This window comes from Falsiruegeria sp. JB4-1, assembly GCF_055693495.1.
This window is the reverse complement of sequence record NZ_JBVFTZ010000001.1, coordinates 1,989,521-2,008,804: the sequence shown is the minus strand read 5'-3', so window position 1 is coordinate 2,008,804 and position 19,284 is coordinate 1,989,521. Positions and strand designations below refer to the sequence as shown.

Genomic DNA, 19,284 nt, shown 5'->3' with positions numbered 1-19,284 from the left:
AAAACGGACCCCTCAGGGTCCGTTGGTTTAAGCAAAATCAGCAGGTCCGGGAAAATGGCAGGCGACGGCCGTTCCAGCCCCCGATACAAGATCCGGCGGCGTCTTTCTGCACACATCCTGCGCCTTCGGACACCGCTCGGCAAAAGCACATCCCGGAGGTGGGGCAATCGGGCTGGGTGGATCACCAGATACTTTCAAAGGTCGGACGTATCCTTTGGATTTGCGACGTGACAACGAAGGAGCCGCCGAGAGCAGAGCTTGCGTGTAAGGGTGCTGTGGGCTCTCGAACAGCGCAGACGTGGGTCCACTTTCCACGATCTTGCCCAAATACATCACCGCGACCTCGTCACAGACGTGTCGCACTACACCGAGATCATGGCTGATGAACAGGTAACTGAGCCCAAGTTTGGCCTTCAGATCAGCCAACAGGTTCAAAATCTGCGCCTGAATGGCGACATCCAGAGCACTCACAGGTTCATCGCAGACCAGTAGTTTGGGATTGGTCGTCAATGCCCGCGCAATCGAGATACGCTGCCGTTGCCCACCCGAGAACTGATGGGGAAACAGATTCAGCTGATCGGGCCGCAGACCCACCAGGGCGAACAGCTCCTCGACCTCGGCATGGCGTTCCTCGGGCGTGCCAATCTCCATCAGGTCCATTGGCTCGCGCACGATGTCCACCACCCGCGCCCGCGGATTGAGTGATGAATAGGGATCCTGAAAGATCAGTTGCACGTCGCGGCGACGCTGGCGCATCGCCTCGTCATCCAGCGTCAGAAGATCATCCCCTTCAAACAGCACCTGCCCACCAGCAGCCTTGGTCAGCCGGATCGCAGCCATCGCAGTCGTGGTCTTGCCCGAGCCGCTTTCGCCAACAATGCCAAGCGCTTTTCCGGCTTCCAGCTGGAACGACACCTGCCGCACCGCCTCTAGATGCGGACGTTCGGCGAAGAACGACGGCTTTGGCAAGGCAAAGCGCACCGTCAGATCGCGCACATCCATCAAAATGCTCATAACCGCGCCTCCTCGACCCCGTGGCAGGCAACCGGATGATGACCGTGGTTACCCAACATGGGTTTTTCTCGGGTACAGCGGTCCTGCTTGAACGCGCAGCGGTCGGCAAAGGCACACCCCTGCCCCAACAAATGCAGCGGCGGCACCACGCCGGGAATTTCCGCAAGACGGTGATCATCGCGGCCAAGTGCAGGGATACAGTCGATCAGCCCGCGCGCATAAGGATGCTGTGGATAGTCGAGCACATCATCGGCGCTGGCATCCTCGATTACCCGACCGGCATACATTACGGCCACGCGGTCGGCCATCTCGCTGATCGCCCCCATGTCGTGGGTGATCAGGATAATGGCGACGCCAAAATCACGCTGAATTTCGTTCAGCAAATCAAAGATCTGAGCCTGTACCGTCACATCCAGAGCTGTCGTGGGCTCATCCGCGATCAGCACCTTTGGGCGGCAGCTAACCGCCATGGCGATCATCACCCGTTGGCGCATCCCGCCTGACAGTTGGTGCGGATAATCCCGCGACCGCGCCTCGGGGCTGGGGATGCCGACACGATCCAGCAAGGCAACCGCATCTTTCATCGCCTGCGCCTTATCGACCTTTTGGTGCAGCATGATCGCCTCGGCGATCTGATCGCCCACGGTGAACACCGGGTTGAGCGAGGTCATCGGCTCCTGAAAAATCATTGCCGCATCCGGTCCCCGCATCGCGCGCAGGCGCGCCGGGCTGGCGGTGGTCAGCTCTTCTCCGTTCAGGCGGATCGAGCCGCCCGCGATCTTGCCGGGTGGTGATGGGATTAGCCCCATCACCGACAGCGCGGTGATCGACTTGCCGCAGCCGCTTTCGCCGACAACACCAAGCGTTTCGCCCTCGTTCACATGCATCGACACGGAATCGAGTGCCGTCACCTCGCCATAGCGCGTCCGAAAGGTCACGCGCAGGTCTTCGATTTCCAGTAGCGCGCTCATCTTTCCCTCAACTTCGGATTAAAGGCATCGTTCAGCCCGTCGCCGATCAGACTGACAGCAAAGACAGTGAAAAAGATCGCAAGCCCCGGGAAAGTCACCGGCCACCAGGCGTCCAGGATATATTCCCGGTTGGCCCCGATCATCAGGCCCCAGCTCATCACATTGGGATCGCCCAGGCCCAGGAAGGACAGGCCCGCCTCGAACAGGATGGCGACCCCAATGGTCAACGTCGCCGAAACGATCAGCGGCGGCGCTGCGTTTGGTAGGATCACTTTCCAGATGATCCGCTTGTTGCGCGCGCCAATAGCGCGGGCGGCGGTCACGTATTCCAGCTCCTTGATCTTGAGAAACTCGGCCCGCGTCAGACGTGCGGTTTGGGGCCAGCTGACAACACCAATGGCCAGAGCAATGGTCCAGAGCGAGGGCGACAAAAGCGTCACAAGCACCATGGCGAAGAGCAGAGCAGGCAAAACCTGAAAGAATTCGGTGATGCGCATCAGCAGGTTGTCGACCCAGCCGCCATAATACCCTGCCAAAGCCCCCAGAGAGATGCCGATCACCATGGTCAGCGCAGCAGCCGCCAATCCAACGGCCAGCGTTGGGCCACCACCCGTCAACATGCCAGCCACAATGTTGCGCCCCAAGTAATCAGTGCCCATCGGAAACTCCGGTGTGACGCCTGGTGGTTCATGTGGGGCCCAAACAATCTCAAACGGGTCGCCACCATAAAGAAAGGTGCCGTAAAGCGTCGCACCCACGATGAAGGTCAACATAATGACCCCGATGACCGCGGGAATGTTACGCCGGAACATCCGCCACGCTTCAAGCGCGGGGCTTTCGGCCTTGAACTCGGTTACGGATTGATCAGACATCACCGCCCCCTCAATCTTGGATCAGCAAGACGATAGCTCAGATCCGTCAATATATTGGCGACCACAACCATGAAGGAGGCAAAGAACAAGACACCCATGATGGTCGGATAATCGCGCCGCAGAATACTGTCGAAGGCCAGCCGCCCCATGCCGGGCCAGTTGAACACCGTCTCGACCAGAAGCGCGCCGGAAATCAGGTTGCCGAATTGGAGACCCGCGACTGTCAGGATCGGCAACGCCGCATTGCGCAGGGCGTGTTTGAACAGTACCGAGCCCTCGGACGCGCCCTTGGCCCGCGCCGTGCGGATATAGTCGGACCCCAGAACCTCAAGCATCGAAGCCCGCGAGAGGCGCGCGTATTGGGCCAGATAGATGATCGCCAAGGTGAAGGCCGGCAGGATTAGGTGGTGCAGCACATCCAAGGCGCGCACAAAGAAACCCGCATCGCGCAACTTGACCGATTGCATACCCTCGACCGGAAAGATCGGCACCACACTGGCAAACAGGATGATCAGCATGATCCCGGTCCAGAACACGGGCACCGCATAACCGATGGTGGCAAAGACCGAGACAAAGGCGCTCATCGGTCCGTTGGGTTTGCGCGCAGCGATGACGCCCAGGAAAACCCCCAGCACAATCGACAACAGCTGCGCGGTGATCACCAACAGTATGGTCGGCCCGATCCGGTGTCCGATCAGCGTCGTGACCGGCTGATTGAAGAAAAAGCTCTCGCCCAGGTCGAACTGCGCCACATTAGCAATGTAAATCCCCAGCTGGGTCAGGACCGGCTTGTTGAGCCCGTATTCCTCGCGGATGCTTTCCAGCATCTCTTCGGTCGCTCCGCCCATTTCGCCTGCAATCACCACGGCAGGGTCACCGGGCGCCAGCCGGATGAGAAGGAAGTTCAAAACCACCACACCCAGCATCAATAGCAGGCCATAAAACAGACGCCGCAATATATAAGACGTGTTCATAATATGCCTCTCAATACCCAGGGCGACGGATCAGCCGCCCTGGATTGATAGGTTAAAGGGTCACTCGGACCAGCTGACCATGTCCATCGGATGCATGGTGCCCCAGATGCCCGTGGGCACATTCTGCAGCTTCTTGTCATAGGCCGTGTGATAGGGCAGCGCGTTGATCCAGTAGATCGGCAGATCAGCCGCGACCATCTGCTGGAACTCGGCATAAAGTGCCTTGCGTTTGGCCGGATCCGCTTCAACAGCTGCGGCGTTCAGGATCTCGTCGACCTTTTCATTGGTGTATTGCTGCGTGTTCGACCAAATCACACCCTTGCGGATGTTGGACGACAGATAGGTACGATGCACGCCAATCACCGGGTCACCCCAGTTGAACACCACATCCATTGACAGTTCAAAGTCATGCCCGCCGACACGACCCGCCCAGGTGGGGAAGTCAGGTGCAGCGCGCACGGTCACGTTGATGCCGATCTTCTTCAGCTGCGACTTCATGTATTCTGCAACGGACTGCTGTTGCTCCTTGGGCCCGGGGATATAGTCGATGGTCAGGTCCATGCCATCGGCAAATCCCGCCTCTGCCATCAGCGCCTTGGCCTTGTCCAGGTCGACGTCATAGGCCGGGATGGTCTCGTCGAAGAAGGGCGAGCTTTCGATGATCGGGCCACGCTGCGGAGCCGAAACACCGCGGTGCAGCGCCTTGGTGATGAACTCGCGGTCTACTGCATAGGCGATCGCCTGGCGCACCCGCACATCGCTGAGCTTTTCGGATGCCGTGTTGAACGCCAGCCAGTTGACCGGGCCGACAGCTGCATAGCCTTCTGTGGTGACCCCCAGATGCTCGGCCTTTTCAAGGCGTTTGATTTCCTGGCTGCCTGCCATGAACGGGTACATATCCGCTTCACCGTTCTCCATCGCGATCAACAGGGCCGAAGGGTCTTTGATGATGCGAATGATGATCTCGTCCAGCTTGGGGCGGCCATCAATAAAGAAGTTGGGGTTCTTTTTCATCACCACGGCTTCTCCCGGCGTGAATTCCTCCAGCATGAAGGGGCCAGAGCCGATGGGTGCGGAATTCGCCGGGTGCGATTTGGCGTCCTGCCCATCACCATAAACATGCTTGGGCAGAACCGGTGCCAATGCAGGCGACAGGGCCAACAGCAGTGCGGGGTGCGGTTTGTTCAGCTTGATAACGGCCGTGTGGGCGTCAGGCGTCTCGATCGAATCGACCGGCGCAAACATCGACTTGAATGGATGGTTTTCCTTGGTCGTCATGATCGAAAACGCGACATCCTCGGATGTGACCGGCTTGCCATCGTGGAACGTGGCGTTCTGCACCAGGTTCAGGGTGACGGTCAGGCCGTCCTCACTGACTTCCCAGCTTTCGGCCAGATAGGGCTGCGGTTCCCAGTTTTCGTCATAGCGCAGGGGCGATGCAAAGATCTGAGTGGACGGGACAGCCGTCGCGATCCCAGATTGCACCGCACCGTTCAGGTGTCGCGGCACCTGGGTCGACGCAATCACAAGCGTTCCGCCATCCGCAAATACAGGAGCCGCCAGACTGGTGACGGCAAGGGACACAGCGCCTAACAGGCGTGTCATATGCTTCATGGTTTTCTCCTCCCTTGCAGGCCCTTTTTGAACCTTACAACTCAGAGGCTAGCCAAGGCCGTAGTCACAGAAAACAGTTCTTTCTGTAGCGGCATACCCCATTTTATGCTGTTTTGCGCAATTCCGGCTGCATGATCAGGTGATCAAAGGCTCGCTCGGCGGTCAATTCCTGTGTGATGTTGCGTACTGCGCTGACAATCGCGGACCCTTTGAGACCTTCGACATAGGCTACCCCTAGAGAAGGTGAGAAGAACGCATCTGAAATCGGCAAAGCCCTGTACCCATTGCGTCCGTCCCGGTCATTGGGACCACAAATATTCAGGATCGAATAGCCGAATTCGCTGGCCACCAAACCGCGCAAGACCGAACTCGATTTGGTCGAATGCACCACATTGGGTTCCAGCCCGAGTTCCTCAAACAGCGAGCGAAAATACTCTTCGGTCAGGGGCAGGTCGAGCAGGATCATCGGCAGATCCGCCAAATCCCGCAGGCTGACCGAGGCCTTGTTGGCCAGAGGCGAGCTGTTGGGCAACAGTGCCCGGGGGTGAGCCTCGAACAGCTGGTCGAACGGCAATCCCTTGACCGGGTCTTTTTGATAAGTCAGCGCCAGATCGACACCACCCGACACCAGAAGATCGCCCATGGTGGTCATGTCGCCTTCGGCCAATTCGATCCGAATGCCCGGATAGCGTTGGGCAAGCCGCGATAGAATCGGCGGCAAAACGTACGGGGCCGTTGGCGCGTAGCACCCCAAACGCAGGGTGCCAGTCGGATCCCCGGTCAATGACATCAGATCGGATTCGAACACCCGAGCAGTATCCAGAAAGGCCGACACCCTGTCCCCCACCCGCTTGCCCACTTGCGTGGCCACGATCCCCTTTGCAGGCACACGACGGAACAGTTCGACCCCAACGCATTGTTCGATCATGTCGATCGCGGCAGTGATAGACGACTGAGAAATATTCATCTCAACCGCGGCCCGGGCAATAGACCCGTTGCGCAGCGCCGCATCAAAGTAGCGCAACTGCTTGAGCGTGAAATTCATCCGCTTCCCTCATTTTCTCCCTCAATGGTTGACAGTAATTCTATTTTACAGCGGATCAATCCCCCGCTACCCCTAAACCCATTCGGGGAGGACAATATGTCGGAAATCACTGTATTTGCTGCACAAAAAATCATCACGATGGACCCCAGCAGGCCAGAAGCGACCCATGTGGCGGTCCAGGATGGCAAAATTTTGGCTGTGGGCGGGGCTGATTGCGCCGACGCCTGGGGGGCAGTCACCCACGACGACAGCCTTGCCCAACAGGTGCTGATGCCCGGATTTGTCGAAGGTCATGCGCATATGATGGCAGGCTCGATGTGGCAATTCGCATATGCAGGGTACCACGACCGCATCGACCCAAAAGGCAAGCTTCATAAAGGTATGACCGATATTGACGCCGTGGTGTCCCGACTGCGCGACTACGCGGCTGATCTCCCTCCCGGAGAACCCGTTGTGGCCTGGGGATTTGACCCGATCTTCCTGCAATCCGAGCGGTTGAACCGAACACATCTGGACAGCATCGCCAGTGACCGTCCCGTGATGGTGATGTTTTCCAACTTCCACCTAATGTGCGTAAACTCCCAGTGCCTCGACATGGTTGGGTATTCACGCGAATCCAACGTCGAAGGCGTGCTTAAGGACGCCAACGGCGAACCCACCGGCGAGTTGCAGGAAATGGCGGCCATGTTCCCGGTGATGCGGCGCACGGGTCTGGATTTCCGTGGCCTGTCGCAGACGCCACAAGCGGTCAAAACCTATGCTGATGTCTGTCGACTGGCAGGCGTGACGACGATCACCGATCTGTTTTCCCACATGGAAGAGGAAGACTTGGGGGTGCTTACCCAGGTTACCGGACAAGACGATTTTGGCCTGCGCCTTGTGCCCGTTTTGGCCGCAGTTGGAGCCACCCCGCAAGAGATCGCGGACAAGGCCAATGCCCTTGGCAAACAATCCACCGACAAGCTGCGCATGGGGGCGGTCAAGCTGATGACCGACGGTTCGATCCAGGGCTGGACTGCGCGGGTGAAATGGCCCGGCTATGTGGGCGGACATCCCAACGGGCTGTGGAACACCCCACCCGAGCAGATCTATGCCCTGTGTGAGGCGATGCAGGCCAATGGCGTACAGATGCATATTCACGTGAATGGCGATGAGGCGTCTTCTGTCTCGCTAGATGCCTTGGAAGAGGCCTCGCGCAAGCATCCCTGGCCCTCGGCCCGGCACGTGTTGCAACACTGTCAGATGATGGGCCCGGATCAGTTCCGCCGCTGTGTTGAGATGAACGTCTGCACCAACATCTTTTCCAACCACATCTGGTATTTCGGAGATCAGCACGCCGCGCTGACCATTGGCGAAGCCCGCGCCACCCGCATGGACGCTGCCCGCTCGGCGCTGGACGCAGGTGTCAATGTGGCCCTACATTCGGACGCGCCAGTAACCCCGTTGGGACCGTTGTTCACCGCATGGTGTGCCGTAAACCGGCAGACAATGTCAGGGCGCACTTTGGGTGAAGAGCAGCGGATCACAGTGGATGAGGCGCTTTATGCCATCACGCTTGGCGCGGCCTACACCCTGAAACTGGACGCCGAGATCGGTAGTATCGAAACCGGGAAACGCGCAGATTTTGCCGTGCTTGGCGATGATCCTACTGCTGTGGCCCCAATGGCTCTCAAGGATGTGCCCGTGAATGGCATCGTCTTTGGCGGCAGGGTGCAGATGAACTGATGCGCCTGCCTCTAACGGTGATCAGTGGTTATCTGGGCGCTGGTAAGACGACGCTTATCAACCGCCTTTTGGCCGAAGATCACGGGCTGCGCCTGATGATCCTGGTCAATGACTTTGGGGCCATCAACATCGACGCGGCCCTGATTGAATCCCGTCAGGACGATACGATCTCGCTGTCCAACGGCTGTGTCTGCTGCACCATGGGGGCGGATCTATATATGGCGCTTGGCGACGCGTTGGACCGGAGCCCACGCCCCGATCACCTGGTTGTCGAGGCCAGCGGCATCGCCGACCCGGCTGCCATTGCCAATGCGGCTATCGCCGAACCGGATCTGTCCTATGCCGGGATCATCACGCTGATTGATGGGTTGAACGGGGCGGACTTACTGCGTGATCCGCTGATTGCGCCGCAGGTTGCTCAACAAATCAAGGTGGCGGATATGGTGTTGATGACCAAATCGGACGCGCCCTCGACCGCCCTAACCAAAGCACTGGCCGAACACGGTTTATGCAGTCCAGGCGCCTTGTCAGGGGACGCGCCGATCGCGCCGCTGCTGTCAGATGTGCTGCCTCGACCCAAAGGGCGCCCAACGGCGTCGCACCCGCTCTATGTGCAATGGAATTCTGAGACACCCGGAGATCTCTCCCGTACCCAGCTGAAGGACCGATTTGCGACCCGACCCGAAGGGCTTTATCGCGTAAAAGGCTTCGTGGATGGCCCCGACGGCATGCATGAAGTGCACGTGGTTGGCAAACACGTCGACATCCGCACGTCGAAGGGCAAGACCCCTGCCCTCGTCGCACTCGGCTTGTCGGATCGGCTGACAGCCCAGCAAATTGACGATTGGTGGTCGACAAAATGATCTGGCTGCTGGTCCCCTAAGCACGGAATTTCCAATTCGTCAGGAAAAACAGGGTCAGTTTGACTTTTCGAGCCATTCAACCGCATGATCGCGCACGTCATCAGGGATTTCTGCGGCTCGGCGTGTTTCAAGACTTAACAAAACGCACTTGAACACAGTCTCAAATGCCAGCTTGGCGCCATCGGATCGAAACAACCTGTGCCGAAAGGTCATGGATTTGGACCCGATCGCAACCACTGACGTCTCTAACCGTATCGAGTCCCCTGCAACAAGCTCAGCCCGAAAATCACTTTGAGCGTTAACAACCGCAAAGGAAACGCGTCGCCCGGTTCGCATATCCTTTGCGGTTAGGCCCATTTCAGATTGAATTGCCAATACACCGTCGGAACATGCGGCGAAGTATCTTGAAACGTTCATGTGCCCAAGAAAATCGCAATCCGTTGGATCGACCACCGAGCGAAAAGAAACCATCGCCGCCATGCAAATGCTCCACTCTGTCTGCCCATACACCTTACATAGGCGGACCTTGCGTGTCATCTTGCGACGACAGTGGCCAGCATTTGGCAGATCACAACATGGGGGAGCATGCGATGCCTTCAATAGAAATTCAGGTACTCGAAGGCGTTTTTTCCGCAAAGGAAAAGGGAAAAATAATTGAAAAGGTCACTGAGGCTTTTGGGGAAGTGGCCGGTCAAACGATAAAAGCTGGAACCTCGGTCCGAATACTGGAAATCAGCAGTGGCTCATGGGGTTACGCCGGAAACGTCCTGACCACCAAAGACGCTTTAGAGATGAGACAGCGCGGTTGAACAGTTGTTTCGCCGTCAATTGCGAAATCCACAGGCTTGGGATCGATCCGGACATTTTTTAGGATACATCTCGCCATTCTGAACCAACGTATAACCGATGGTCAAAGTTAACTAACGTTTTCCAACAAGAGGTTCCCATGTCCAGAACTGCCGCCTTAAATGCCTGTGATGGCCGCTTCATTGATGGCAGATTTTGGAATGATCTGGCGTGGCTGGTGTCTTTTCCGACCGAAAGTCAGAAACCGGACAACCTGGACGCGTTGATGCCTTACTTGGTTAAGGCTCTGCCCCCGCACCTGCAGGCCTTGGGATTCACATGGGCACTGCACGACAATCCCGATCCGACCGGGTGCCCCTTTTTGGTCGCCGAGCGGGTCGAAGAGCCTGCCTTGCCAATGGTGCTGTCCTATGGCCACGGCGATGTCACTCACGGGCAGCGCGAAGATTGGTTGGATGGGATGGACCCGTTTGCCCTTACCCGCGTAGACGAGCGCGTCTATGGCCGAGGCACCGCCGATAACAAGGGACAGCATTTGATTAACTTGCATGCCCTGGCCTCCGTGATCGAAGCCCGGGGAAGTCTGGGGTTCAACATCAAATTGCTCGTCGAAATGGGTGAAGAGATCGGCTCGCCCGGGCTGCATGCCTTTTGTGCGGCGAACGGCGAATTGCTCAAGGCAGACGTCCTGATCGCATCCGACGGGCCTCGCTTAAGGTCGGATGTGCCCACTGTCTTCATGGGAGCGCGCGGGGGCCTGAGTTTTACGCTAAATGTCGATCTGCGCGACGGGGCGCATCATTCAGGCAATTGGGGTGGTTTGCTGGCGGACCCCGCAATGATACTGGCGCAAGCCCTTTCGACCATCACTGACGCACGCGGTCAAATCCGCATACCCGATTGGCGCCCGGATAGTCTGACGCCCGAAATCCGCGAAACTCTGGCGACCTTGCCATCATTTGACGGTTCAGATCCGGCCATCGACCCTGAATGGGGAGAGGCTGAACTAACTCCGGCCGAGCGTGTGTTTGGTTGGAACTCCTTTGCTGTTCTGGCGATGCAATCGGGCAAGCCCGAAGCGCCGGTGAATGCCATTTCTGGCCATGCGTCAGCCACCTGCCAGCTGCGTTATGTCGTGGGAACTGACGCCGATAACATCTTGCCTTCATTACGAAACCACCTCGACAAGGGCGGGTTCCATCAAGTCGAGATCGTGCCCATGGACGGCGGCGCATTTCCGGCCACCCGCCTGGACCCCAGCCACCCCTGGGCGCAATTCGCAATCCACTCGATCGAGGCGACAACAGGTGCACTACCCCATATATTGCCGAACTTGGGCGGCTCGCTGCCCAACGAATGTTTCGCCGACGTTCTTGGCCTGCCCACAATCTGGGTTCCGCATTCCTATCGCGGCTGCAATCAGCACGCGCCCAACGAACACGTGCTCTCTTCAACTTGCGAGCAGGCCGGACAGGTGATGACCGGGCTGTTTTGGGACTTGGGTGACACCGAAACACCCCATCCACCAAAAACATCGCAACATTAAGAAACCTTAATCCTGCGATCAGGTAATCCACAGACGCAGGGAATATTCCTTGTCTCAACCCCGGGAAAAGCCGGGTTCGATGACAGGAGAATTCTATGAGCATTCGCAACACCACCCGCCTCACCGCTGGCCTGCCCGGATGGGCGGGCGCCTCTGCCCTCTCGGCCTTGTTGCTGGCCTCGACCGCGCTGCCCGCTGCAGCCGACGAAGCGCTGGCCGATCTGGTCGAAGAGGTCGGCCCCTCGGTCGTGACCATCCTAGCCACTCAGGAGGCCACGACCGAGCTTACCAGCATGAAAGGCCGCGGGATGGAAAACCACCCGTTCGGCGAGTTCTTTCGCCAGTTTGGCATGCCCGAAGGCATGAAACCCGGTCCGCAAGGTCCAAAACAAGGTCTGGGATCAGGTTTTATCCTGGACGAGGACGGCTTGATCGTCACCAACCACCACGTCATTGACGGCGCCGACACGGTGACCGTTCGTCTCTCGGATGATCGCGAGTTTGAGGCCACCATCGTGGGTGCTGACCCGCTGACGGATCTGGCGGTGCTTCAGATCAAGGCCGGCGCCCCCCTGCCCGCCGTTGAACTGGGCAACAGCGACGTTATCCGCGTGGGCGAAGATGTGGTGGCCGTTGGCAACCCCTTTGGCCTTAGCTCAACCGTGACAACCGGCATCGTTTCAGCCAAGGGACGCAACATCTCCGAAGGGCCCTATGCCGAATTCATCCAAACGGATGCAGCGATCAACAAGGGCAACTCGGGCGGACCCCTGTTCAACATGGAAGGTGAGGTCATTGGAGTGAACTCGGCCATCTATTCACCCACCGGCGGGTCCGTGGGTCTGGGCTTTGCGGTCACATCGAACATTGCCGAGACCATCGTGGCCGATCTGATTGAAGACGGGCAAGTGGACCGTGGTTGGCTGGGAGTGTCGATCCAGAACGTCAGCCCCGACATCGCGGCGGCGATTGGTCTGGATGGATCCAACGGTGCGCTAGTGTCGGACGTCGTGACCGACAGCCCCGCAGATGGTGCGTTGAAGTCTGGTGACGTGATCGTGAGCTTTGACGGTAAGCCGGTTAAATCCAGTGCTGATCTGCCCCGTCTTGTTGGCGCGACAAAAATTGGTGCAACCAGTGCGATCGAGATCATTCGCAACGGTGAACCAGAACAGGTGAACGTCACCATCGGTGCACATCAGCTTGCACAGGCCGAAGTTGAGACAAAAATCGATGAAACTTCAGGCAAGCAACTGGGTGTCACTGTCGCGCCACTCACCGAAACCGCTCGGGCCGAGATCGGCGTCAGCAAGGATGTTTCGGGCGTCGTCGTTACATCGCTGAACCAAGAGGGCGCCGCAGCTAGGGCGGGCCTGCGGGTGGGCGACGTGATCGTGAAACTGGGCAGTCAGGAAACCGAGACACCCAAGGAGTTAAAAGCCGCTCTGAAAAGCGAAAAGACCGATCCCGCCTTGGTGCTGATTAATCGCGGTGGCAACCAGTTGTTCGTAGCGATCGAGATCGCCTGAATTAAAGCAAGGGCGCGTGTGATGCACGGGGAGTTCGGCGCGCGCCCGCTGTTCAGCGGCCTTGACCTGTCCCCGGGTTGCTGAACCGACCGGGCGCACCCATCTGCGCCCGGTTCGCCTGTGTCCCCCTTGACCTTGCGCCGGAAAACCCCGCGTATAGGTCCAAAGACCAAGGATAATCCACGCATGAGCCGCCGCCTCCTCATCGTTGAAGACGACAACGACACCCGCGAATTCCTGGCCAAAGGGTTTACCGAGGAAGGGTTCACGGTCGAGACCGCTCCGGACGGTCGTGAGGGGTTGTATCACGCCACGGACGGCGGTTTTGACGCAATCGTTCTGGACCGTATGCTGCCGGGGCTGGATGGACTGGCGCTGATCAAATCCATCCGGGCGGCCGGGCTGAAGACCCCGGTTCTTATGTTGACGGCGATGAGCGCGGTGGACGAAAGGGTCAAGGGTCTGCGCGCTGGCGCCGACGATTATCTGGTCAAACCGTTCTCCTTCCAAGAACTGCACGCGCGGATCGAGGCGCTATTGCGCCGCCCTCAGGACACTGAAGAAAGCGCGCTACTCACTTGCCGTGATCTTGAAATGGACCTGCTCAAGCGACGGGTAACCCGTGGGGAACGCGAACTGACGCTGACCCCCCGTGAATTCCAGATTCTTGAGTTTTTCCTGCGCCGCAAGAACCGCGTGATCTCGCGCACCATGCTGCTTGAGGGGGTGTGGGAATATCATTTCGACCCCAACACCAATATCGTTGACGTTCATATCTCGAAACTCCGTCGCGCAGTTGATGAAGGAGCTGAGACGTCTCTGATCGAAACCGTTCGTGGCGCGGGCTACATGATGTCCGATGGCTAAATCATTGATCTTATTGCGCAACGCCCGGACCCGTTTAGTGCTAGCTAGCATGGTACTGAGTACTGCGCTGACAGCGCTAGTGCTGGGTTTGGTCTATGTCACCGCCAACCGCACCATCGAGAACGAGACCCGCAGCGTAGTGACCGCCGAACTGGCGGGACTGCGCGATGAATACGAACGCCTTGGCACCATCGGGTTGATGGCCGCCATTGACCGCCGGGTCCAAGACGCCGCTGATCGCGACGCGCTTTATCTGCTGACGGACGCGCAGGGCAACGTGCTGGCAGGCAATTTGGCGCGGTGGCCCGAAGGGATCGAGCCCGGCTCGGGTTGGGTCGATCTGGACCTGACCAAGATGTCTTCGGGCGATGAGGTCTCGATCTCGGCCGCATCGATCCGCCTACCCCTTTATGAACGTCTGTTGGTCGGTCGCGATGCTTCTGCCCGGCAACAATTCGACCGGGTGCTGCTGCGCTCGGTCGGGCTGGCGCTGCTGGCGGCGCTCGCGCTCAGCCTGCTCACCGGCTGGCTGCTTACGCGGCTTGTGTTCTCGCGTCTGGCGGACATTGCTCAAACTGCAGGTGACATCGTGTCCGGCGATCTGTCCCGGCGCATTCCAGTACGCGGCAGCGGTGATGAGTTTGATCAGATGGCACAAACGCTCAACGACATGCTCGACAAGATCGAAGAGCTGGTCGGAAATCTGCGCATGACCACGAACTCCATCGCCCACGACCTGCGCAGCCCACTCAGCCGGTTGCGGCAACGGGTCGAAAGCTTGACTGATCCGGCAAGTGAGGCGAAAGACCGCGACGCCAACGCAGCCCGTGCCCTGGCCGAAGTCGACCACCTACTGCGCGTCTTTTCACAACTGACCGAGATTTCGCGGGCCGAAGCGGGCCTTGGCCGGGATGAATTTGAAGTCGTGGATATGAAGGCCCTGGTTCAAGACGTCACCGAATTCTATGAACCCGTCGCTGCAGACCAGGGCGTACATGTCGTCATCGAAGGCGCTGCCGGGTCGATCCCAGGGCACAAACCGCTTTTGGCGCAAGCGCTATCGAACCTGCTGGAAAACGCGCTGCGCTATGCCCCTACAGGTAGCACCCTCACGGTTACATTGACCAATGTGGATGACGGCTTGACCCTGAGCGTTCGCGATCAAGGCCCTGGCGTACCCGCCGACAAGCTTGACCAACTCTCACAGCCTTTTGTCACGCTGGACCCAGCCAGAACGGACCAAAACTCTGGCCTGGGACTGGCACTGGTCGCGGCCATTGCGCGGATGCATGGCGGACGGTTCGAGGCACGCAACCGCAAACCGGGGCTGGAGGCGTCGATCACCATCGCGAGATGATCCCGCTCGTTAGTGTTGCGGGTTTTACAATACTGTGGAGTTCTGGGCCTTTGCCTGCAAAGCGGACAAAACGGCCCTTCGCCGCATGATACAGAAACTAAAGGAAACTGCGGGCATTTTCGCGCTTACTGCTGAAGCCTTAGCGTCACGATCGACTTGTCGAGTGCCAAAAACTTGTGTTCGCAAGTGTCGCGCCCGATGTGCTATTATTGATTTTGGCTCTATGTGCTGTTTCACCAAGATCTAGCCAAACGTCAACGCGACTATATCGAATGGAGTATTTATGTCCCGCACACCTCGATCTTTCTCTCACATTGGCCTGTCCGTCCCTGATGTTGATGCGGCCGTAAAGTTCTATTCTGAGGTGCTTGGCTTCTACACGATTATGCCGCCCACAGATGTTGTGGAGGATGACAGTGATATAGGATTGATGTGTTCAGATGTTTTTGGACCAGAATGGAAAAAGTTGCGCATCGCGCACATGGCTACAGCCGATCGCGTCGGCATTGAGATTTTTGAGTTCGATGGAAACTACGCGCCAGAGAATAATATCGACTTTCGCCGAAACGGCACTTTTCACTTTTGCATTCAAGACCCCGATGTCGAAGGTCTTGTTGAAAAGATTGTAGCTGCGGGTGGCAAACAAAGGATGCCGATCAGGTATTACTATCCGGGCGAAAAGCCATATCGAATGGTATACGTCGAAGACCCGTTCGGCATCGTATTCGAGTTGTACAGCCACTCCTACGAACTAACCTACTCATCTGGCGCTTACTCTTAAGAAAGCGAGAGCGAGCATCTGTCAGAATGTGCTCCGAGCGGTCGTTAGCTCCAAACTGTACTGATGACCGCATGGCGGACAAAGCAGTCGCTCGTAACGAGTGGACAAATAGCGGAAAGCGGCCCTTTGCGGGCTTTGGTCAACGTCGCCGTGAATGGCAGCTTGGAGCCTTATACTAAGCACATTCATGTCGTCACATCAGCAATTCACAAACGGGCTATAAGCGAAAGCTTCTTACAATCCCCCGCTCCTTTGACGAAAGCGGGGGCATTTTCGCCTTACTCCAGTCCCCAGTACTGCTCCATGTACTCGCTATTCTTGCGGGCACGACGAAGGGCGGCTTCGGCATCAAAGGGAACTTCATCCGGTGAGAACCGGGGTTTTGTGTGTTCCAGTGTTTTCGCTCGCGCATTCTCGATACCCGTGAATGGGAAGCCAAACGCCTCTTCATTGTTCGGAAATTGCTCCATCCACAACTCGTGGCGGGCTTTCATCACGTCGAACATGCCCTTGGTCGGGAACATCGGCAGCATCTTGGGCTGCACCTCGCGCGGATCATTGTAGAGATCGAAATACGCGGCCTTGGACAAACCCGGCTGATTGCCAGCCCAATGGCGCTTGAAGCGCCCCTTGACTGAGGCTGCGTAAACGTCGCCAGTGTAAACATGCACCCAGTCGCGACGGCTGTGGCTATCGCCCTCGACGAACAGGGCAGTTTGGTCCACGCCATCAATAACACGGTCCGTTGGGACATGGTCGAGAGCCCCACCAAGACGCGCGAAGGTCGTGAACAGATCGGTCTCGTGAATAATGTCGCCAATCGTCTGTCCCGGCTCGATCATGCCAGGCCACCAAGCCATCGCAGGCACACGAATGCCTCCTTCGAGATAGTCGCCCTTGCCGCCACGGTGCAGCGTTTCCACCATACCCGGGGGACCGTTGTGCACCATGGGCCCATTGTCTGCCATCAAGATGACCAGCGTGTTTTCAGCAATCCCTTTTGCCTCAAGGTGGTCCATCAGTTGGCCCACAAACGGGTCAAATCGCGCCAATCCTTCCTGAAGGAAACCACCCGAAAGCGTTTTCCGTTCCGGATAGGGCACAAAAGCGATCAATTGAGGCCAATGCGCAATATAGAAGGGTTTTCCTTCTTCAATGCTCTTGTCGATAAAGGCGAGATGGCGATCCTTATTGGCCTCCATCTCACGATACCAGCCTTCAATATCTCCAGACGTTACAAGCTCGCGAACGGGTCCGTTCTTTTCACCGGCAAGGATCGCAGGGTGATCGGTGGTGCGCCATCCGGGGTCCATGTCATAAGGATCCTCGGGATAGATCTCGGGGTTGGTCGTCGTTGGGGAAACACCACCGGCGATTTCAGCACCCGGCCCATAGATGACCGGAAACTGATTGTAAGAGGACCACACAGCATCATCAAAACCCTGGCGGTTCATATAGCTTTCTTCGATGTCGCCCATATGCGACTTGCCGTAGAATGCCGTGTTGTAGCCCGCTGGCCCCAACACCTCGGCCATTGTCACTTCACTGGCGGCTAGCCCACCATATTCGTAAGGAAAACCGACTTCCGTGAGCCCATTCCGGATTGGGTGACGGCCCGTGATGACCGCGGCCCGGCTCTGGGTGCAGGAAGGTTCGGTGTACATGCGCATAAAGTTGGCGCCTTCAGCGGCCAATTGATTGATATTGGGCGTCTTTATCCCCCTGAGCAATTGCAGCGCAGGTATGCCGACATCGCCCACAGGCGTGTCATCCCACATGATATGGATGATGTTCGGAGGCGTACCGAATTTCTCGCGCAACGCGGCAAGTTTCTCATCAATCTCGCTGTCCATCGCCGCCCAGTCTTCGCCGTGCTGGGCCTCGAGGACATAAAAATCAGCGTCATGAATGATGTCGCCGACGAATAGTGGCTGGCCCATCAACGCTATCGTGGCACATGCGCTGAACAAGCCCTTTCGTGAATGGAATGGGTGCATGTTTTCTCTCGCTCTGCTGTTCTTTTTGGTTTTGGACTTCAAAGCTTGCGGATAACGCAAACCTTTTGAAGGTGTAGACAATTGCACGAGATACTAGCGCCGATCAACGTTGACACAGTATCCAAAAACCGCAAACTCCTGTCCGTGCGCACAAACAACCCCCTCACCCCGGTTCCTGTTCTCGAAGCCCGATTTCAAGAAATCGAGGACCTCTGCGACGTGGTGCGCCTGTGGGATCTGGACCTGAGACCGCTTTCCAAGGTCAAACAGGGACAAGAGGCAGGCGCATTGTTTCAGGCGCAGGCAGGCGGACTGCACTATGGGTTCTGCAGTCTCAACGCTAACCTTGACCAATTTGGGTCAGCCCCCCCGGTGTTTTGACCTTCGTCATCAAGGACCCCGAAATGGGGCGGCTTTGGTGGCGAGGGGACGACACCTGCGGTGACGAAGTATTGGTCTATCAAGTTGGTGGCGAGTTGCGCAGTGTCAGCAACCCGTCGTTTTCAATTCAGACCGTCTCGGCTTCGCGCGAAACAATCGAAGCGCTCTGCGCTTCAATGAAGATAAAACTGCCCAAAGCATCCACATTGCCAGAGACTTTCAGAATGCCCCCAAGTGTTTTGGATCAGGTTCGCGTTGCTCTGACACTGTTTCGCACTCGATTTGACCAACAGACCGGCGCAGAGCTGCAAACTGTACTCGAACTGTTGCTCAAGGCTTGGACTTCGCAGGCCAACACCAGAGGCAATGCCGCGGCAATTTGTAGGGAACGTGACAAAGCCTTGTCCCAATGCCTTAATTTTCTTGAGACAGCCGATCTAGCAACTGTAACCTCTGCGGACCTTAGGCAAGCCACCAGTGTGAGTGAGCGCACCTTAGAGTATGCGTTTCGTGAAAGGTTCGGTTTAACGCCAGCTAAGTTTGTAAAAAATCGCCGACTGGTTAGGGTTCGCCAACGTTTGAAAGCCGCGGAACAGAAAAACCTGACCGTCGCAGACATCGCCGCGGCAGAAGGGTTCTGGCATGGGGGACATTTTTCTGCCGATTACAAAGCGACCTTTGGTGAACTTCCTAACGAAACGAGAATGAAGCGATAAAGGTCGAGTTATTCTGAAAAGGCCATGACGAGGTTGCGTCCATTCAAAGCTAACACAAACGCAATAATGAGCAGCAAGAAAAATCCTAAGGCTCATTTTTCTAATAGCATCCTTCTACACTTTGAATTCATTGATCCATCCCGAGGCGGATGACCGCTTTCGCCCTTTGAGACGGATGTTGCGACGGTCCCCAATGTCGCAAATGGGCTCAACGCAGACATTTCC

Annotated in this window: 18 protein-coding genes; 10 read left to right on the top strand and 8 right to left on the bottom strand. The window is 57.3% G+C overall.

The window, feature by feature from the left end; genetic code table 11:
- Positions 1 to 27: 27 nt before the first annotated feature.
- From ACZ1HE_RS10335 to ACZ1HE_RS10310, 6 genes are all read right to left on the bottom strand, one after another.
- Positions 28 to 1,014, bottom strand: a complete 987-nt coding sequence (locus ACZ1HE_RS10335; protein WP_472620679.1) for an ABC transporter ATP-binding protein — start codon at positions 1,012 to 1,014, stop codon at positions 28 to 30.
- Positions 1,011 to 1,985 carry an ABC transporter ATP-binding protein gene (locus ACZ1HE_RS10330; RefSeq protein ID WP_472620678.1) on the bottom strand — a complete coding sequence of 325 codons (975 nt, stop codon included), beginning with the start codon at positions 1,983 to 1,985 and terminating at the stop codon, positions 1,011 to 1,013. Before ACZ1HE_RS10330 ends, ACZ1HE_RS10335 begins: the two co-directional genes overlap by 4 nt.
- Positions 1,982 to 2,857, bottom strand: coding sequence for an ABC transporter permease (locus ACZ1HE_RS10325; protein WP_472620677.1), 876 nt, complete (start codon positions 2,855 to 2,857; stop codon positions 1,982 to 1,984). The genes ACZ1HE_RS10330 and ACZ1HE_RS10325 overlap by 4 nt, the downstream gene beginning before the upstream one ends.
- Positions 2,857 to 3,831, bottom strand: a complete 975-nt coding sequence (locus tag ACZ1HE_RS10320) for an ABC transporter permease (RefSeq protein ID WP_472620676.1) — start codon at positions 3,829 to 3,831, stop codon at positions 2,857 to 2,859. Before ACZ1HE_RS10320 ends, ACZ1HE_RS10325 begins: the two co-directional genes overlap by 1 nt.
- A 60-nt stretch (positions 3,832 to 3,891) precedes the next feature.
- On the bottom strand, positions 3,892 to 5,445 hold the full coding sequence (locus ACZ1HE_RS10315; protein ID WP_472620675.1) for an ABC transporter substrate-binding protein: 1,554 nt from the start codon (positions 5,443 to 5,445) through the stop codon (positions 3,892 to 3,894).
- A gap of 103 nt (positions 5,446 to 5,548) precedes the next feature.
- Positions 5,549 to 6,490: a LysR family transcriptional regulator gene (locus ACZ1HE_RS10310; RefSeq protein ID WP_472620674.1), complete on the bottom strand. Its 942-nt coding sequence runs from the start codon at positions 6,488 to 6,490 to the stop codon at positions 5,549 to 5,551.
- A 96-nt stretch (positions 6,491 to 6,586) separates the two neighbouring features.
- Here ACZ1HE_RS10310 and ACZ1HE_RS10305 point away from each other — a divergent pair, with 96 nt between their 5' ends.
- Together ACZ1HE_RS10305 and ACZ1HE_RS10300 are read left to right on the top strand one after the other, a co-directional pair.
- The gene (locus tag ACZ1HE_RS10305) at positions 6,587 to 8,215 is read left to right on the top strand and encodes an amidohydrolase (RefSeq protein ID WP_472620673.1); all 1,629 of its coding nucleotides are present in this window, start codon (positions 6,587 to 6,589) and stop codon (positions 8,213 to 8,215) included.
- Positions 8,215 to 9,078, top strand: a complete 864-nt coding sequence (locus tag ACZ1HE_RS10300) for a CobW family GTP-binding protein (RefSeq protein WP_472620672.1) — start codon at positions 8,215 to 8,217, stop codon at positions 9,076 to 9,078. The genes ACZ1HE_RS10305 and ACZ1HE_RS10300 overlap by 1 nt, the downstream gene beginning before the upstream one ends.
- A 54-nt stretch (positions 9,079 to 9,132) precedes the next feature.
- Here the strand turns inward: ACZ1HE_RS10300 and ACZ1HE_RS10295 are convergent, their stop codons facing one another.
- Complete coding sequence (locus ACZ1HE_RS10295; protein ID WP_472620671.1) at positions 9,133 to 9,615, bottom strand: acyl-CoA thioesterase; 483 nt, start codon at positions 9,613 to 9,615, stop codon at positions 9,133 to 9,135.
- 23 nt (positions 9,616 to 9,638) lie between these two features.
- On the opposite strand from ACZ1HE_RS10295, the gene ACZ1HE_RS10290 reads away from it, so the two are divergent.
- The 6 genes from ACZ1HE_RS10290 to ACZ1HE_RS10265 all read left to right on the top strand — a co-directional run bounded on the left by ACZ1HE_RS10290 (position 9,639) and on the right by ACZ1HE_RS10265 (position 15,965).
- Complete coding sequence (locus tag ACZ1HE_RS10290; RefSeq protein WP_472620670.1) at positions 9,639 to 9,887, top strand: tautomerase family protein; 249 nt, start codon at positions 9,639 to 9,641, stop codon at positions 9,885 to 9,887.
- 137 nt (positions 9,888 to 10,024) lie between these two features.
- On the top strand, positions 10,025 to 11,431 hold the full coding sequence (locus ACZ1HE_RS10285; protein ID WP_472620669.1) for a M20 family metallopeptidase: 1,407 nt from the start codon (positions 10,025 to 10,027) through the stop codon (positions 11,429 to 11,431).
- A gap of 95 nt (positions 11,432 to 11,526) precedes the next feature.
- Positions 11,527 to 12,960 (top strand): Do family serine endopeptidase, encoded by a 1,434-nt coding sequence (locus ACZ1HE_RS10280; RefSeq protein ID WP_472620668.1) that lies wholly within the window; start codon positions 11,527 to 11,529, stop codon positions 12,958 to 12,960.
- Between the two features lie 186 nt (positions 12,961 to 13,146).
- Complete coding sequence (locus ACZ1HE_RS10275; RefSeq protein ID WP_472620667.1) at positions 13,147 to 13,827, top strand: response regulator transcription factor; 681 nt, start codon at positions 13,147 to 13,149, stop codon at positions 13,825 to 13,827.
- A 49-nt stretch (positions 13,828 to 13,876) separates the two neighbouring features.
- Positions 13,877 to 15,184, top strand: a complete 1,308-nt coding sequence (locus ACZ1HE_RS10270) for a sensor histidine kinase (protein ID WP_472620666.1) — start codon at positions 13,877 to 13,879, stop codon at positions 15,182 to 15,184.
- 283 nt (positions 15,185 to 15,467) lie between these two features.
- Complete coding sequence (locus ACZ1HE_RS10265) at positions 15,468 to 15,965, top strand: lactoylglutathione lyase family protein (RefSeq protein WP_472620665.1); 498 nt, start codon at positions 15,468 to 15,470, stop codon at positions 15,963 to 15,965.
- A 278-nt stretch (positions 15,966 to 16,243) separates the two neighbouring features.
- Here the strand turns inward: ACZ1HE_RS10265 and ACZ1HE_RS10260 are convergent, their stop codons facing one another.
- The gene (locus ACZ1HE_RS10260; RefSeq protein WP_472620664.1) at positions 16,244 to 17,905 is read right to left on the bottom strand and encodes a sulfatase-like hydrolase/transferase; all 1,662 of its coding nucleotides are present in this window, start codon (positions 17,903 to 17,905) and stop codon (positions 16,244 to 16,246) included.
- Positions 17,906 to 18,043: 138 nt separating this feature from the next.
- Here ACZ1HE_RS10260 and ACZ1HE_RS10255 point away from each other — a divergent pair, with 138 nt between their 5' ends.
- Both ACZ1HE_RS10255 and ACZ1HE_RS10250 read left to right on the top strand, forming a co-directional pair.
- A complete protein-coding gene (locus ACZ1HE_RS10255) occupies positions 18,044 to 18,343 on the top strand; it encodes a hypothetical protein (RefSeq protein ID WP_472620663.1) in 300 nt (99 codons plus the stop codon).
- Positions 18,340 to 19,059, top strand: a complete 720-nt coding sequence (locus ACZ1HE_RS10250; RefSeq protein ID WP_472620662.1) for a helix-turn-helix domain-containing protein — start codon at positions 18,340 to 18,342, stop codon at positions 19,057 to 19,059. The genes ACZ1HE_RS10255 and ACZ1HE_RS10250 overlap by 4 nt, the downstream gene beginning before the upstream one ends.
- The last annotated feature ends 225 nt before the right edge of the window (positions 19,060 to 19,284 follow it).